The sequence below is a fragment of the Microbacterium sp. zg-Y818 genome, assembly GCF_030246905.1.
GTDB lineage: Bacteria > Actinomycetota > Actinomycetes > Actinomycetales > Microbacteriaceae > Microbacterium.
The window spans coordinates 1,865,633-1,880,899 of the sequence record NZ_CP126741.1; the positions used below are offsets into that span (position 1 = coordinate 1,865,633).

The 15,267-nt window shown below is 71.1% G+C and carries 13 protein-coding genes and 1 tRNA gene; 6 read left to right on the forward strand and 8 right to left on the reverse strand.

The features are described from left to right. Positions 1-68 precede the first annotated feature (68 nt). Both QNO21_RS08735 and QNO21_RS08740 read left to right on the forward strand, forming a co-directional pair. Positions 69-191 carry a hypothetical protein gene (locus QNO21_RS08735; protein ID WP_257519275.1) on the forward strand — a complete coding sequence of 41 codons (123 nt, stop codon included), beginning with the start codon at positions 69-71 and terminating at the stop codon, positions 189-191. 66 nt (positions 192-257) lie between these two features. Next, a complete protein-coding gene (locus QNO21_RS08740) occupies positions 258-926 on the forward strand; it encodes a FadR/GntR family transcriptional regulator (RefSeq protein WP_257519276.1) in 669 nt (222 codons plus the stop codon). 19 nt (positions 927-945) lie between these two features. Here the strand turns inward: QNO21_RS08740 and QNO21_RS08745 are convergent, their stop codons facing one another. After that, positions 946-2,382, reverse strand: a complete 1,437-nt coding sequence (locus QNO21_RS08745) for a gluconokinase (protein WP_257519277.1) — start codon at positions 2,380-2,382, stop codon at positions 946-948. Between the two features lie 203 nt (positions 2,383-2,585). Between QNO21_RS08745 and gnd the strand changes: the two genes are divergently transcribed. From gnd to QNO21_RS08765, 4 genes are all read left to right on the forward strand, one after another. Continuing rightward, entirely contained in the window at positions 2,586-4,166 is a 1,581-nt protein-coding gene (gnd, locus tag QNO21_RS08750) for an NADP-dependent phosphogluconate dehydrogenase (RefSeq protein WP_257519278.1), read from the forward strand. A gap of 11 nt (positions 4,167-4,177) precedes the next feature. Continuing rightward, a complete protein-coding gene (locus tag QNO21_RS08755; RefSeq protein WP_257519279.1) occupies positions 4,178-4,624 on the forward strand; it encodes a VanZ family protein in 447 nt (148 codons plus the stop codon). Positions 4,625-4,769: 145 nt separating this feature from the next. Beyond that, positions 4,770-5,504, forward strand: coding sequence for a response regulator transcription factor (locus tag QNO21_RS08760; RefSeq protein ID WP_257519280.1), 735 nt, complete (start codon positions 4,770-4,772; stop codon positions 5,502-5,504). Then, entirely contained in the window at positions 5,501-7,009 is a 1,509-nt protein-coding gene (locus QNO21_RS08765) for a sensor histidine kinase (protein ID WP_308211350.1), read from the forward strand. Before QNO21_RS08760 ends, QNO21_RS08765 begins: the two co-directional genes overlap by 4 nt. Positions 7,010-7,035: 26 nt before the next feature. Here the strand turns inward: QNO21_RS08765 and QNO21_RS08770 are convergent, their stop codons facing one another. The 7 genes from QNO21_RS08770 to QNO21_RS08800 form a co-directional block, all read right to left on the reverse strand. Continuing rightward, positions 7,036-8,577 (reverse strand): FAD-dependent oxidoreductase, encoded by a 1,542-nt coding sequence (locus QNO21_RS08770; protein WP_257519333.1) that lies wholly within the window; start codon positions 8,575-8,577, stop codon positions 7,036-7,038. A 61-nt stretch (positions 8,578-8,638) separates the two neighbouring features. Further along, positions 8,639-9,520: an FAD:protein FMN transferase gene (locus QNO21_RS08775; RefSeq protein ID WP_257519281.1), complete on the reverse strand. Its 882-nt coding sequence runs from the start codon at positions 9,518-9,520 to the stop codon at positions 8,639-8,641. Continuing rightward, positions 9,517-9,942 carry an FMN-binding protein gene (locus QNO21_RS08780; RefSeq protein WP_257519282.1) on the reverse strand — a complete coding sequence of 142 codons (426 nt, stop codon included), beginning with the start codon at positions 9,940-9,942 and terminating at the stop codon, positions 9,517-9,519. Before QNO21_RS08780 ends, QNO21_RS08775 begins: the two co-directional genes overlap by 4 nt. Beyond that, a complete protein-coding gene (locus QNO21_RS08785; protein WP_257519283.1) occupies positions 9,939-12,689 on the reverse strand; it encodes an HAD-IC family P-type ATPase in 2,751 nt (916 codons plus the stop codon). The genes QNO21_RS08780 and QNO21_RS08785 overlap by 4 nt, the downstream gene beginning before the upstream one ends. Before the next feature lie 7 nt (positions 12,690-12,696). After that, positions 12,697-13,731: a ribose-phosphate diphosphokinase gene (locus tag QNO21_RS08790; protein WP_257517117.1), complete on the reverse strand. Its 1,035-nt coding sequence runs from the start codon at positions 13,729-13,731 to the stop codon at positions 12,697-12,699. After that, the gene (glmU, locus tag QNO21_RS08795) at positions 13,706-15,166 is read right to left on the reverse strand and encodes a bifunctional UDP-N-acetylglucosamine diphosphorylase/glucosamine-1-phosphate N-acetyltransferase GlmU (RefSeq protein ID WP_257519284.1); all 1,461 of its coding nucleotides are present in this window, start codon (positions 15,164-15,166) and stop codon (positions 13,706-13,708) included. The genes QNO21_RS08790 and glmU overlap by 26 nt, the downstream gene beginning before the upstream one ends. Position 15,167: 1 nt before the next feature. Beyond that, a tRNA-Gln gene (locus QNO21_RS08800) sits at positions 15,168-15,239 on the reverse strand. Positions 15,240-15,267 lie beyond the last annotated feature (28 nt).

Genomic DNA, 15,267 nt, shown 5'->3' on the forward strand with positions numbered 1-15,267 from the left:
TTCGGTCCCGAGTCTACCAGCGGCGCCGGTACCATGAAGACGCCCACTCACCTGCCCGGAGGACTCCCATGGAATACGGCTTCATCTCCCACGCCCTCGTGTGGCTCATCGGCGTCATGAGCGTGGTCGCCGCCGTCGGCGCCGTGGGTGCACTGTGGTCCATGGGACGCCAGGGGTACAAGAAGGGCTGACCCGCAGTCCCACCCGCTCGTCGTCGATCGGAGATTCCGGTGGCCCAGGCCTCTCACGGATCGGTCATGGACGATCTGGGCATGCGGATCGCGTCGGGGCAGCTGCCTCCGGGGTCGATCCTGACCCTCGCCGGGCTCGAAGAGCAGTACGGCGTTTCTCGGACCGTGATCCGCGAAGCCGTGCGCGTCCTCGAGGCGATGGGGATGCTGCTGTCGCGCCGTCGCGTCGGCGTCACCGTGCGACCCACGGCGGAGTGGAGCGCACTGGACGGTCGCCTCATCGGCTGGCAGCTGCGCGGTCCCGGTCGCGATCGACAGCTGGTCGTCGCCAACGAGCTGCGCGCCGCGGTGGAGCCGATCGCCGCGCGCCTGAGCGCGGAGCGCGCCACGCCCGACGAACGCGAGCGCATCGTCCGGCTCGCCGATCGCCTCGAGCAACTGGGCGCCGAGGGCCGCGGTGACGGCGATGAATACCTGACGGCTGATATCGCCTTTCACGACCTCGTTCTCGATTCCAGCGGCAATCCGATGCTGGCCGCGGTCAAGCCAGCGGTCGCGGCCGTGATCACCGGGCGCTCCCGTGCCGGGCTCACCCCGGGCGTTCCGGATGCCGAGGCGCTGCACAACCATGTGCAGACCGCCGCCGCGATCGCGCGCGGCGACGCCGAGGCCGCCGAGCACCACACCCGCCGCTACGTCGAGGCGGTGCTGGGCGAGGTCCAGTCCAGCGACTGACCTGCGGCGCCTCGCCAGATCAGCGACTGACCTGCGGCGGCGCAGTGCGGGCGTACTGGTCGAGGTACCTGGCGAACCCGGCGTCGTACCGGTCGCGCCGTTCCCCACGCGAACGGATGAGAGCGGGATCGCCGCCGTCCAGAGCGGGGTGGCGAACATCGTGCCCGGTGGCGCGCAGGCCCATCCGCACCGCGCCCACGAGGGAGCTGTGCTGGCGGGTCGACACCTCCATGTCGACCCCGAAGACATCGGCCGTCAGCTGCGTCCACATCGGCGACGAGAGCACGCCGCCCGAGAGGACGATGCGCCGCGGCACGCCGTGCGCCGCGACGAGCTCGCGGTAGCAGTGGTACAGCGAGTAGACGATGCCCTCGAGCACGCCCTGGTACATGTCCGCGCGGGTGTGGTGCGGCTGCAGCTCCAGCCACCCGCCGCGGCGCTGGTCCTGCCACCCGGGGCTTCGCTCACCGAAGAGGAACGGCAGGAACACCGGCAGATCGGTGGCGTCAGGCGACAGGAGCGGTTCGAGGTCGGCGTAGTGGACGTCCGCCCCGAAGAGCCGCTCGCGCGCCCAGTCCACACAGTTGCCGCAGCCCGACGTCGCCGCTCCGCTCAGCGGCCCGACGGGCGATCGGTACGACCAGGTGCTGAACGAGGGCGACGGCGAGGGATGCCGCGTCGCGATGCGGAGCGCCCCGCTCGTGCCCATCGAGAACGTCATCTCCCCCGGCTCGGTCGCGAGGTCACCGACCTGGCTGAGCCCGCCGTCGGGGCCGGGGGTCAGCACGGGGATGCCCGCGCGCAACCCGAGCGCTGCTGCGCCCTCGGCCGTCAGCGGCGCCGCCGCCGTCGACGGGTGCAGCGGAGGCAGCGCGACGTCGCCGAGCCCGAGGCGGTCTGCGACCTCGGCATCCCACTCCGCGCTGCGCGCGTTGAGCAGGCCGGTGCCCGACGCGAGCGACGCGTTCGTCCAGGTCTCACCGGTCAGGCGCGCGAAGATGAGGGTGGGCTGGTCGAGCGCCAGTGTTCCCGCGAGGTCGATCCCCTGCTCCCGCAGATGCATCAGCTTGAACGCCGGATACGAGGCGTTGACCATGCATCCGGTGCGGTCGTGAAACCAGCGCGTGAACTCGTCGTCACGGCGCAGCCGCGCCGAGAGGTCCTGGGCGCCGGTGTAGGGCCACTCCATCACGGGGGTGACCGCCGTCAGGTCGCGGCGGCGCAGGGTCACGCCGTGCCAGGTGCCGCTCAGCACGATCAGGTCGACCGGGCCACCGCCGGCGCTCTCGCGCCCCAGCGCCAGCAGCTGGGCGCAGATCGCGTCGCCGTCGCGCACCGCCGCGTCTGCTCCGTCGTGCTCGAAACGGCGGGAGGCTGCCTGCACATCGCCGGTCTCGGTGTCGAAGAGCATGGTCTTGGCCGACGTCGTGCTGGCCTCGAGGGCGAGAATCTTCATGGGCGCATCCGTCGTGGGCGGGTGCGGCGCCGCATCGGCGCCGCACCCCAATGATATGATCATTCGGGTCTTCGCGCGGTGAACCACGCCGTCGCGGGCTCCGTCACACGCGCGGAGATCGGACCGGTGGCCGCACTACGCTGGACGGGCCGGGGTGCGGCCAGACCGCGGCGCACCGCAGGTCGGCAGGCACGAGGAGAAGCATGAACGACAACGCCCAGACCAACATGTCCGACGACCGCGACGACACCCCCGGTTCCGCCGGCCTGCACGAGGGAGCCCCGTCGCCGGAAGACGTGCCCCGCGAAGCACCCTCCGCCGAGGGACCCGAGTCCCCCGCGGCCCCGGTCGCCAACATCGGCGTGGTGGGCCTTGCCGTCATGGGCTCGAACCTCGCCCGCAACCTCGCCAGCCGCGAGGGCAACACCGTCGCGGTGTTCAACCGCTCCCGCTCCAAGAGCGATGAGCTCGTCGCAGCGCACCCCGAGGCGGGATTCGTGCCCGCGTTCTCGTACGACGAGTTCGCCGCGTCGCTGGAGAAGCCGCGCACGGCCATCATCATGGTCAAGGCCGGTGGCCCCACCGACGCCGTCATCGACGCCCTCACCGAGGTGTTCGAACCCGGCGACATCATCGTCGACGGCGGGAACGCCCTCTTCACCGACACGATCCGCCGCGAGCGGGCGGTGCGCGAGACGGGCATCAACTTCGTCGGCGCGGGCATCTCGGGCGGCGAGGAGGGGGCCCTCAATGGGCCGTCGATCATGCCGGGCGGCTCCGACGCGTCCTGGGTCACACTCGGCCCCATCCTGAAGTCGATCGCCGCGGTCGCCGAGGGCGAGCCGTGCGTCACCCACGTCGGCCACGACGGCGCGGGGCACTTCGTGAAGATGGTGCACAACGGCATCGAGTACGCCGACATGCAGCTGATCGCCGAGGCCTACGACCTCATCCGCCGCGGCACGGGCATGTCCCCTGCCGAGATCGCCGAGGTGTTCGCCGAGTGGAACCGGGGCGAGCTGGAGTCCTACCTGATCGAGATCACTGCTGAGGTGCTGCGACAGGTGGATGCCACCACCGGCAAGCCGCTCGTGGACGTCATCCTCGACCAGGCCGGGGCCAAGGGCACCGGCGCCTGGACCGTGCAGACCGCGCTGAACCTCGGCACCCCCGTCTCGGGCATCGCCGAGGCTGTGTTCGCCCGCTCGCTGTCGAGCCACCCCGAGCAGCGCGAAGTCTCACAGGACCTGCCCGGTGCCGGCGAGACGCTCTCGGTCGACGACGCCGACGCGTTCATCGAGGACGTGCGCCTGGCTCTTTACGCCTCGAAGATCGTCGCCTACAGCCAGGGCTTCGACGAGATCCGCGCGGGCGCGGCGGAGTACGACTGGGCGATCGACCTGGGCGCGATCGCGAAGATCTGGCGAGGCGGCTGCATCATCCGCGCGCAATTCCTCAACCGCATCAGCGACGCGTACGCCGCCACCCCCGACCTGCCGGTGCTGCTGACGGCGCCGTACTTCGTCGACGCGCTCGGCCGCGCCCAGGAAGCTTGGCGCCGCATCGTCGCCACGGCGGCGACCTCCGGCATCCCGGCCCCGGCGTTCTCGTCGTCGCTGGCGTACTACGACGGGCTGCGGGCCAAGCGTCTTCCTGCGGCGCTCATCCAGGGGCAGCGCGACTTCTTCGGAGCGCACACCTACAAGCGCATCGACAAGCCGGGCACCTTCCACACGCTGTGGTCGGGCGACCGCAGCGAGATCGAGGCCGAGGACACGCACTGAGCCGGCCCCGGATGCCGGTGCGAAGCCGTCGCGGGCGTGTGCTGCTCGCGGCGGCTTCGGCGCTGTACCTGGCGGTGCTGGCGTCGCTGACCCTCGGCCCTCAGCCCGAGACGGTGGGCGGAACCCTCGTCACCCTCGGCGACTGGTTCGGCGCTTGGGAGGGCACGGCCTGGCTCACCTTCGCGGTACTGGAGTTCGTGGCGAACGTCGTGCTGTTCCTGCCGCTGGGCCTGCTGTGGGTCGCGTGGGTGGGCAGACGCCGCTGGTGGCTGGCCACCCTGGCCGGTCTGGCCCTCAGCGGCGCGATCGAGGCGACGCAGGCTCTGGCGCTCCCCGCCCGCTACCCGGACGTGCGCGACCTCATCGCGAACACCCTGGGCGCCGCCCTCGGGGCGGCCGTCGTTGCCGGCGCCGACCGGATCGGCCGACCCCCGCGAGGGCCCCGAAGGGGCCGCTGAGGGTGTTTCAATCCCGAGACGCCCCTCGGCGGTCCGTGCGGCTGCGTCGGGCGAAGCCGTGCCCGACCCACGCTGCGGGCAAGCTCACAGCCTGCGCATAGCGCACCCCATAGGAATCGTGCACATCGCGGTTCACAATGGGGGCATGACCGCGCCTGCATCCGTGCCCGCTCTTCGCCGTCCCGACGGCTCCCCCGTGCGTGTGCTCGTGGTCGACGACGAGCAGATGCTGACCGACCTGCTGTCGATGGCGCTGCGGATGGAGGGCTGGGAGGTGCGCACCGCTGCTTCCGGATTCGACGCTCTGCAGGCCGCGCGCGACTTCGAGCCGGACGCCTTGGTGCTCGACATCATGATGCCCGACCTCGACGGCATGTCCGTGCTGCAGCGACTGCGCCACTCGGGCAACGACGTGCCGGTTCTCTTCCTCACCGCGAAGGATTCCGTCGGCGACCGGGTCGCCGGGCTCACCGCCGGCGGCGATGACTACGTGACCAAGCCCTTCAGTCTCGAAGAGGTCGTCGCGCGCCTGCGCGGACTGATGCGCCGTGCCGGGACTGCGGCCGTCGTCGGGAACGAGCCCATCCTGCGCGTCGGTGATCTGACCCTCAACGAGGACTCCCACGAGGTCGAGCGCGACGGCGAGGCCATCGAGCTGACGGCCACCGAGTTCGAGCTGCTGCGTTACCTCATGCGCAACCAGCGCCGAGTGGTGTCGAAGGCGCAGATCCTCGACCGGGTGTGGAACTACGACTTCGGCGGCCGCTCCTCGGTCGTTGAGCTGTACATCTCGTACCTGCGCAAGAAGATCGATCACGGTCGCGAGCCGCTCATCCACACGGTGCGCGGCGTCGGCTACATGATCAAAGCGCCGCAGTGACCGCGGATTCCACGCGACGCGCACACCGCCCGACCGGGCGCCGCTGGAGTCTGCAGACGCGGCTGATCACGGCAGTGGTGTCCATGGTGGCGCTGATCCTCGTGAGCATCGGGCTGGCCACCGGCACGATCCTCGGCAACATCATGATGCAGAACCTCGACGCGCAGATCCGCGAGGCGGCGTCGCGCATCGCCGTGCGCCCGGATGCCACCGCCCTCGAAGCACTCTCTGGCAGCCGGCAGGAGCCGGGCACCCTGCTCGTGCTCGGCACGGTCACCGAGCTCTCCGGCGCGTACGTCACCGACGACGAATCGGTGGTGGCCCTGGACGACGACGAGATCGCGCACATCCTGACGGCCATCGAGGATCAGCGGGGCGCGACGGTGAGCTTGCCCGGGCTCGGCGAATACCGCGTGCTCATGCCCGCGGATCGTTCCAGCTTCTCGGCGGTGCTCGGAAAGCCCACGACCGAGGTGACAGACACCGTCGCGCAGATCCTCACCACCGTGACCCTGCTGACGTCGGGTGGACTGCTGCTGCTCTCGGCGGCGATCGCGCTGATCATCCGCACGTCGCTGCGGCCGCTGCGTGCGGTCGCCGACACCGCCACGCGTGTGGCATCCCTTCCCCTGGCCGAGGGCGAGGTCTCGATCACCGAGCGCGTGCCGGAGTCCGAAGCCGACGAGCACACCGAGATCGGGCAGGTCGGTGCCGCCTTGAACACGCTGCTCGACCACGTGGGCGAATCGCTCACCGCCCGTCAGCGCAATGAGGAGCGCATGCGCGCGTTCGTCGCCGACGCGAGCCACGAGCTGCGCACCCCGCTGGCATCCATCCGGGGGTACTCGGAGCTGTCGCTGCGCGCGCTCCACCAGTCGCCGACCGCGCCGGAGACGGCCGCCAACACCGAACAGGCCCTCGAACGCATCCAGGCGCAGTCGCTGCGGATGACGGCCCTCGTGGAGGACCTGCTGCTGCTGGCACGTCTGGACGAGGGCAAGGAGCTCGTCGTCGGAACGGTCGACCTCACTCGGCTCGCGGTCGAGGAGGTGGGCGACGCCCGCGCCGCCGGTCCCGACCACACGTGGCGGCTGGAGGTCGGCGAGGAGCCGGTCGTCATCGCCGGCGATGCGGCGCGCCTGCACCAGGTCGCCGCGAACCTGCTGGCCAACGCGCGCGTGCACACCCCCGCAGGCACGACCGTGACCACGACCGTCGCGTACGAGGGCAACAGCGCGGTGCTGCGCGTGCACGACGACGGGCCAGGCATCGATCCGGCGCTCGCGGACGAGCTGTTCGAGCGCTTCGCACGTGCCGACCGCTCCCGCGCGCGGCACACCGGGGGCACGGGCCTGGGGCTGTCGATCGCGCGTGCCATCGTCAACGCCCACCACGGGGAGCTGTCGGTGCACAGCCGGCCCGGGGACACGACGTTCGAGGTGCGCCTGCCCGCACGCGCCGGCGGGGACGCGGGCGTCGCAGAGCCGGGGGTCGACGCGGGCTGAGGGCGCCGGCGCCGGGCGACCGCGGCTCAGTACCCCGAGAAGGCGTCCGTCGTGATCGACCGCGCGCGCTCCAGCGCGGGCGCCAGCTCCGCGATCAGCCCGGGAGGCCCCGAGATGTACGCGTGCCGCGCGGCGATGTCGGGCACGACTCGCAGCAGGCCCTCGGCGTCCAGGCGCACGCCCTCGCCCCACCGCCAGTGGGCGGGCAGATCCGCCGGCCGATCGCGGGTGAAGACCACCACGGGAACCCCCGACGCGGCGATCTCATCGCGGAAGGCCAGCTCCGACGCATCTGACGCGACGTACACCAGCACGACGTCGCGCTGCTCGCCGGCCAGGCGCATGTGCGTCAGCTGCGAGACGAACGGCGTGACCCCGATGCCGGCGGCGACCATGAGCACAGGACTCTGACGGCGCCGGGGCAGCACGAAGTCGCCCCAGACGCCGGTGACCGCCAGGGGGTCCCCCGCGCTCACCTCGGCCAGCGCCTTCTTGTAGCTCGACTGCGGTCCCCCGCCCTCGCGGAACGCGATGCGCAGTTCGGGAAGCTCTTCGGGCGATGAGACGATGCTGAACTCCCGTCGCGTGCCGCGGGCGTCGGGATGGTGGTGGGGCACCTCCAGCTCGAGGAACTGTCCGGGGACGAACGCGAGCCGTCGCTCGGTCCGGAAGCTCAGCTGCCGGGCGGTCGGCGTGAGGGCAGTGCGCGCGGTGAGTGTGAGCCGCACCGCGGCGCGCCAGGAGAAGAAGAAGGCGACCAGGTTGCCCACGAGGAGGGCCCGCTCCTGACCCAGGCTCAGGATGCCGAGATCGATCGGCCACCCGGCGAGCACGCCGACGACGGCAGCGACCGTCAGCTGCTGCCACCGGCGCGGGGGCAGCGTGAGCGGCTCGGACAGCATGAAGGCGCCGAGGAAGAGGAAAGGCGACGCCGACACGATCTGCCAGAGGATGTCTGCGCCCTCGACCTGCACGCCGGCCTGCTGGTACTGCACGAAGGTGCGCACGATCGCGACCGCCACGGCGATCACCCAGAAGACCGCCACGACGCGCACCTTCTCGGTGCGCATCACCACGATGCCGCCGAGCACCAGCACCGGCAGCGCGAGGTACGGTGAGCCCACCCACCACGCCGACGTCCCGAGACCGGCGAGCGTGACCACGGTGGCCCCCACTGCGGCGGGGTTGAACACGTGCCGGCCGCGCCACGCGAGCACGTACTTCGACAGTGAGGCGACCGCCCCGGCGACGGCGACGCCCACGAGCGGCAGGAACTCGATCGACGGCGTCAGCACGAACAGCAGGATGTGCGCCGTGATGAGGGACGACTCCACCCGCCAGGGGAGCTTCAGCACCCGCTGGGCGGCCGCGTCGACGACGCTGCAGGCAGCGGCGAGCACCACCAGGGTGGCGACGAGTTCCAGTGGCGACGGCACGAGCACGCCGAACAGCGAGGTCACGAACGCGATCGCGGCCAGCGCGCCGAGCGCGGACAGCACGAGGCGGTACATCGACACCTTGCCGAGCACCGCGAAGACACGGCTCCAGGCGGCGGTCAGCGAACCCATCAGGCGTCCCGGGAATGAGGCGGAGGGATGCCGTGTGGGTGCTGCTGCCATGGCATCCACGCTAGCGCGTCGCGGTGAACAGCTCGGCCGTGCAGCCCGGCGACCAGTCCACCCGCCCGTCGGTCGCCATCCGCACCCACGACACACCCCAGCGGGCCGCCAGCGCCTCACCGCCGGCGAAGAAGAGCGCCGTGGCGACGGCGTCCGCACGCATCGCCGTCGGCGCAACGGCCCAGGTCGCCGCAACCGTGCGCACCGGCTGCCCGGTGCGGGCGTCGAGCACATGGTGCAGACCGTCGCCCCACGCCCGACGGTTCACGGCCGATGCGCAGAGCGCGGCATCCGCCACCTCCCAGACGCCGATCGCCCGCGTCGGGTCGTAGGGGTGCTCCAGTCCGATGCGCTCGGTGACGCCGCATACCGCGATGTCGCCGCCCGCGTCCACGACGATCCCGCCGCCGCCCCAGGCAGACAGGCAGCCGGCCACCAGGTCGACCAGGCGCCCCTTGCCGAGGGCCCCGACGTCGATGAGCGCCGGCTCGCGCAGCGTCAGCGTGTCGGCATCCCACGTCAGGCGCTCCCGCCAGTCGCCGATCGCGGCGACCGGTCCGCGGTCGACGAGGGAGTAGTCCGCGTCGTAGCCGCGATGGGCCAGCGCCTTGCCCACGAGCGGGCTGACGGCGCCCGCGGTCGCCTCGGACATCTCGCCGTAGGCGTCGAGCATCGCGGGCGCGTCGGCGGGCGCGATGACGGTGACCTCCCCGCCGACGCGGGCCAGCGTGCTCACGACCGAGTCCGGCCGGAAGCGCGACCATTCCCGGTCGAACCGCTCGATGACGGCGGATGCCGCCCGGCGCGCGTCGCCCGGCAGCACCGCGGCGGTCTGCACCTCCCACCGGGTGCCGATGGCGTCGAAGCGCCACTGCGCACGCGCGGTCGTCACTGCCGGGCGTCGGCCTTGATCTGCTCGATCGCCTCGTTGAAGCCGCCACTGGTGAGCGACGAGCCCGCCACGCGGGTGACGGAGATCTCGTCGAGGCTCTTGCCGACGACCTCGTCCGAGATGCCGCCGATGAAGCGCTCCTGGTACCGCTCCGACTCCGGTCGGGTCGGGTCGCCCGCCACCTCGACCACCGAGATCACGCCGTCGGTGAGTTCCACGGTGACGTCGATCGTCTCGACCGACTCGGGCGTCGCGTACGAGCCGGATGCCTCGTACGTGCCGTCCGCGTACGAGGCGTCACCTGCGGATGTCCCGCCCGCAGCGTCGGCCGTACCGCAGCCGGCGAGCACCAGCACCCCGGCTGTGCCGGCGAGGGCCGCACCGACGCGCGCCGCGCGGGAGGAGATATCGCTGGGGATCACGCAGGTCCTTTCCGTGTCGTCGGGAGCTCAGTGCGCCGACGGATGGCTTTCAGTCCCTCGACCGCGAGGAAGATCATGATCGACAGGGCGATGGGCAGAAGCCACGACTGCAGCGCGAGGGGGCGGGATCCGAACAGGTCGTTCATGAAGGGCACGTAGGTGTACACGAGCTGCACCGCGATGAGGGCGGCCGCCGACCACCAGATGATCCGGTTGCCGCGCAGCACGTCGGGGGTGAGACTCGAGCGGCTGAGGAATCGGCAGTTGAACAGGTATGCCAGCTGGCCGAGGGCGAGCATCGTGACCGCCTCGGTGCGCGCGTAGGCGATGTCGACGCCGGTCGCGGCGACCGAGTAGAACAGTCCCAGCGCCGCCCCGCCGATGAGGGCCGAGACGATCAGCACGAATCCGAGTTCGCGTGCACTCACGAGCGACCCGCCGGGCGCGCGCGGGCGACGCGTCATGATGCCGCGCTCGGCCGGCTCGTAGGCCAGCGCGAGCGAGAGCGTGATGCCGGTGACCATGTTGATCCACAGCACCTGCACAGGGGTCAGCGGCAGCGCGAGCCCGAACACGATCGCCACGAGGATCACGAGCGACTGTGCGCCGTTGGTGGGCAGGAGGAAGACGATCGATTTGCGGAGGTTGTCGTAGATGCGCCGCCCCTCGCGGATGGCGCTGCGAATCGTGGCGAAGTTGTCGTCGGCCAGGACGATCTCGGCCGCCTCCTTGGTGGCCTCGGTGCCCTTGATGCCCATCGCGATGCCGACATCGGCCCGGGTCAGGGCGGGGGCGTCGTTCACGCCGTCACCGGTCATGGCGACGACTTCGCCATGGGACTGCAGTGCGCGCACGATGCGGATCTTGTGCTCAGGGCTGGTGCGGGCGTAGACGTCCACGTCGCGCACCACCCGGGCGAGCTGGTCCTGGCTCATCGCCTCGAGCTCGCCGCCCGTGAGCACGGTGATGTCGTCGCCCGACACGAGTCCCATCTCGCGCGCGATCGCGACGGCCGTTCCGGCGTGGTCGCCGGTGATCATCTTGACCCGCACGCCTGCGGTGTGACAGTCGGCGATGGCCTCGATCGCCTCGGGACGAGGCGGGTCGAGGATGCCCCAGAGCCCCAGGAACTCCAGCTCGTGCAGGTCGTCGATGCTCAGCCCGTCCGCGGCGGCGGGGCGACGCGCGGCCGCGAGCACGCGCAGGCCCTGAGCGCTCAGGTCGTCGATCGCACCTTCCCAGTACGGGATGTCGATCGGGACCGGACCCCGCTCTCCGCGTTGCGTGCGCGAGCGCTCCAGCAGGCGGTCGGGCGCACCCTTCACCAGAATCGCCCGCGAGCCGTCGGACGCCTCGTTGAGCGTCGCCATGAACTTGTTGGCGGAGTCGAACGGGACGACACCCACGCGGCGTGCGCCGTCGGACGAGACGCCGCCCTTCATCGCGACGACCTTCAGCGCCCCCTCGGTGGGCTCGCCCACGAGGGTCCAGCGTCCGGGCCCGTCGCCGGCGGCGACCGAGGGATCTGGCACGATGTGCGCGTCATTGCAGAGGGTCGCGACTGCCAGCAGCGGCGCCAGGTCGCGGCGCTGCACGGCGGCATCCAGCGCGCCGATGGCGCCGACCGCACTGATCTCGCCCGTGGGGTCGTAGCCGAGGCCGGTCGTCACATACGCGCCGCGCGCGGTGACGAGGCGTCGCACCGTCATCTCGTTCTTGGTGAGCGTGCCGGTCTTGTCGCTGCACACGGTCGTGACCGCGCCGAGCGTCTCGACCGCGGGGAGCTTGCGGGTGATGGCGTGGCGACGCGCCATCTGCTGCACCCCGATGGCGAGCGTGATGGTCACCAGCGCCGGCAGGCCCTCGGGGATCGCCGCGACGGCGAACCCGATCGTCGCCGATATCAGGTCGCCGAACGGCATGTCGTGCAGGAACCGGCCGATCAGCAGCATGATCGCCGCCATGCCGAGGATCACGATCGTGAGCACGCGGCCGAACGAGTCCAGCTGCTTGGTCAGCGGCGTCGCGATCGAACCCGCCTCGCCGACGAGGGCCTGGATGGTGCCGATCTCGGTGCGTCCGCCGGTGGCGGTGACGATGCCGCGGCCTTGCCCGGCCGAGACGATGGTGCCCGAGAACGCCATGCAGGCGCGGTCGCCCACACCGGCATCCGCCGGCACCGGCTCGACGTCCTTCGAGGACGGCTGGGACTCGCCGGTCAGCGCGGCCTCGTCGATGCGCAGCTGGAACGCCTGGAAGAGGCGCATGTCGGCGGGCACCTTGTCGCCCGGCATGAGCCGCACGACGTCCCCCGGCACGAGCTCCGTCGCCGGAACGGTCGCCCAGGCGCCGTCGCGACGGACGCTGGCATCGCTGGACAGCATGCCCCGGATGCCGGCGAGCGCCTTCTCGGCGCGCCCCTCCTGCACGAAGCCGATGATCGCGTTGATGATCGCGACCGCCATGATCACCCAGAAGTCCAGCCAGTCGGCCATGATCGCCTTGATCACGGCCGCACCGAGCAGGATGTAGATCAGCGTGTCGTTGAAGTGGGCGAGGAACCGCAGGATCGCGGGCTTGCGGGGCGGCTCCGGCAGCTCGTTGCGGCCGAAGTCCGCGAGGCGCGCGGCCGCGTCGGAAGAGCTGAGTCCGGTGCGCTGCGCATCCAGCTCGCGCTCGACCTCCGCGACGTCCTGAGCGAACGGCCGGGCGACCGTCATGGGGACCTGCGCGTCGCGGTCGGTCATCATGCCCCTACGCGGCGCCGTCGAACATGCTCGTGACGGAGCCGTCCTCGAAGACCTCCTGGATCCCGCGCGCCAGCAGCGGCGCGATCGGAAGGATGGTGAGACGCTCGAAGCGCTTGTGCTCGGGCACCGGGATGGTGTCGGTGACGACGACCTCGTCGATGGCGTCGCTCTGGAGGCGCTCGGTCGCCGGGTCGCTGAAGATGGCGTGCGTGGCCGCGACGATGACGCGCTGTGCGCCGTTGCGCTTGAGCGCCTCGGCCGCCTTCACGATGGTGCCGCCGGTGTCGATCATGTCGTCGACGAGCAGGCACACCCGGCCCGCGACGTCACCGACGATCTCGTTGACGGTCACCTGGTTGGCCACGTTCGGGTCGCGGCGCTTGTGGATGATCGCCAGCGGGGCGCCGAGGCTGTCGGACCAGGTGTCGGCGACGCGCACACGTCCGGTGTCGGGCGAGACCACCGTGAGCACGGCGCGGTCCTCGGGCGACAGCGTGCGCTGGAAGTACTCCAGCAGCACGGGCTTGGCGAAGAGGTGATCCACGGGACCGTCGAAGAACCCCTGGATCTGCGCGGCGTGCAGGTCGACGCTCATGACGCGGTCGGCGCCCGCCGTCCGCAGCAGGTCGGCGACCAGGCGGGCCGAGATCGGCTCACGGCCGCGGCCCTTCTTGTCCTGACGCGAGTAGGCGAAGTACGGCGCGACGACGGTGATGCGCTTGGCGGACGCGCGCTTGGCGGCATCCAGCATGATCAGCAGCTCCATCAGCCACTCGTTGACCGGCGGGCCGAAGGACTGGATGAGGAACACGTCGCAGCCGCGGATCGACACCTCGAAGCGGGTGAGGATCTCACCCGACGCGAACGTGCGGTACTCGGTCGGCACCAGTTCGGTGCCGATGTGTCCGACGACCTCCCTGGCCAGCGCCAGGTGGGAGCGGCCGGAAGCCACGACCAAGCGCTTCTTCGTCTTCGCGACGACGCCGGGCGCGATGTCCTTCGCCCTGTCGAGGTCAACCGTCTTGTTCTTGCGAGCCATCGTCCGCTTTCTGTGCGGACCGAGCCTGGGCCGCCAGATCTGCGGCCTTGGTTCCCGGTCGATTCGTCTCGACCCACCCCTCGATATTGCGCTGGGGGGCCACGCTCAGTGCCAGTGCGCCGGCGGGGACATCCTTGCGGATGACGGCACCCGCACCGGTTTTCGCGCCATCTCCGATCCTAACCGGCGCGACGAAGACGTTGTGCGAGCCGGTGTGCACTTCGTCGCCGATTTCGGTGCGGTGCTTGGCGATGTCGTCGTAGTTCGCTGTGATCGCACCGGCGCCGAGGTTCACCCCGCTGCCGATGGTCGTGTCGCCGATGTACGACAGGTGCGGCACCTTGCTGCCTTCGCCGATCGTGGAGTTCTTGGTCTCGACGAACGTGCCGATCTTGCCGCGGTCTCCGAGGTACGTGCCGGGCCGCAGGTACGCGAACGGGCCCACCGTCGCGCCCGCACCGATGACAGCGAGGGTCGCGTCGCTGCGGCTGATCGTGGCATCCTCCCCCACTTCGCAGTCCACCAGGCTCGTGTCGGGTCCGATGACCGCGCCGGATGCCACGGACGTGGCACGCAGGATGTGCGAGCCGGGGAGCACGGTCACGTCGGGGGCGAGGGTCGCGGTGACGTCGATCCAGGTCGTGGCGGGGTCGAGGATCGTCGCCCCCTCGAGCTGCCAGCGCCGCACGACGCGGGCATTGAGCGTGCGTGCGGCGTCGGCGAGCTGCACGCGATCGTTGACGCCGAGGGCGCTGGCGGCGTCCGGGGCGGTGACGGCGGCCACGGGCGCGTCGTCGGCGCGGAGAAGCCCGATGACGTCGGTGAGGTACATCTCGCCCTGGGCGTTGTCGGTGCCCACCCGCACCAGCTGCGCGCGCAGCGCGTCGGCGCGGAACACGTAGACGCCGGCGTTGATCTCGGTGACGGCGGCCTCGGCGTCGCTGGCATCCTTCTGCTCGACGATGCGCGCGACGGCGCCGGTCGAATCCCGGATCACCCGGCCGTAGCCGGTGGCGTCGTCGAGCACGGCGGTCAGCAACGTGGCCGCGGCGTGGGAGGCCCGGTGCACCTCGACCAGGTGCGCCAGGGTGTCGGCTTCGAGCAGCGGCACGTCGGCCGAGAGCACCAGCACGTCGCCGGTGAAGCCGTCGAGCCGGTCGAGGGCCACCTGCACGGCCCGCCCGGTGCCGGGCACGTCGTCCTGGTCGACGATGTGCACGTCGGGGCCGATGCCGGCCACGGCGTCGGCCACCTGGTCGCGCTCATGACGCACGACGACGAGCACCTGTGCCGGGCCGAGGTCGCGGGCGATGTCCAGCACGTGCCCGATCAGCGGACGCCCGCCGATGCGGTGCAGCACCTTCGGAAGCTTCGACTTCATGCGGGTGCCCTGGCCCGCGGCGAGCACGATGACGGCGAGTGCGTTGTCTGTCATGCTCCGCCGCCAGGATTCGAACCTGGGCCTAACAGCTCCAAAGGCTGTCGTGCTGCCGTTACACCACGGCGGACCGTCGTCCCGCAGGACGACGTGACAAG

Excerpts from the sequence above, each read along its gene's own strand:
- QNO21_RS08735 (WP_257519275.1), top strand. The coding sequence starts at position 69 with ATGGAATACGGCTTCATCTCCCACGCCCTCGTGTGGCTCATCGGCGTC.
- QNO21_RS08740 (WP_257519276.1), top strand. The coding sequence starts at position 258 with ATGGACGATCTGGGCATGCGGATCGCGTCGGGGCAGCTGCCTCCGGGG.
- QNO21_RS08745 (WP_257519277.1), bottom strand. The coding sequence starts at position 2,382 with ATGAAGATTCTCGCCCTCGAGGCCAGCACGACGTCGGCCAAGACCATG.
- gnd (WP_257519278.1), top strand. The coding sequence starts at position 2,586 with ATGAACGACAACGCCCAGACCAACATGTCCGACGACCGCGACGACACC.
- QNO21_RS08755 (WP_257519279.1), top strand. The coding sequence starts at position 4,178 with ATGCCGGTGCGAAGCCGTCGCGGGCGTGTGCTGCTCGCGGCGGCTTCG.
- QNO21_RS08760 (WP_257519280.1), top strand. The coding sequence starts at position 4,770 with ATGACCGCGCCTGCATCCGTGCCCGCTCTTCGCCGTCCCGACGGCTCC.
- QNO21_RS08770 (WP_257519333.1), bottom strand. The coding sequence starts at position 8,577 with ATGGGTTCGCTGACCGCCGCCTGGAGCCGTGTCTTCGCGGTGCTCGGC.
- QNO21_RS08785 (WP_257519283.1), bottom strand. The coding sequence starts at position 12,689 with ATGACCGACCGCGACGCGCAGGTCCCCATGACGGTCGCCCGGCCGTTC.
- QNO21_RS08790 (WP_257517117.1), bottom strand. The coding sequence starts at position 13,731 with ATGGCTCGCAAGAACAAGACGGTTGACCTCGACAGGGCGAAGGACATC.
- glmU (WP_257519284.1), bottom strand. The coding sequence starts at position 15,166 with ATGACAGACAACGCACTCGCCGTCATCGTGCTCGCCGCGGGCCAGGGC.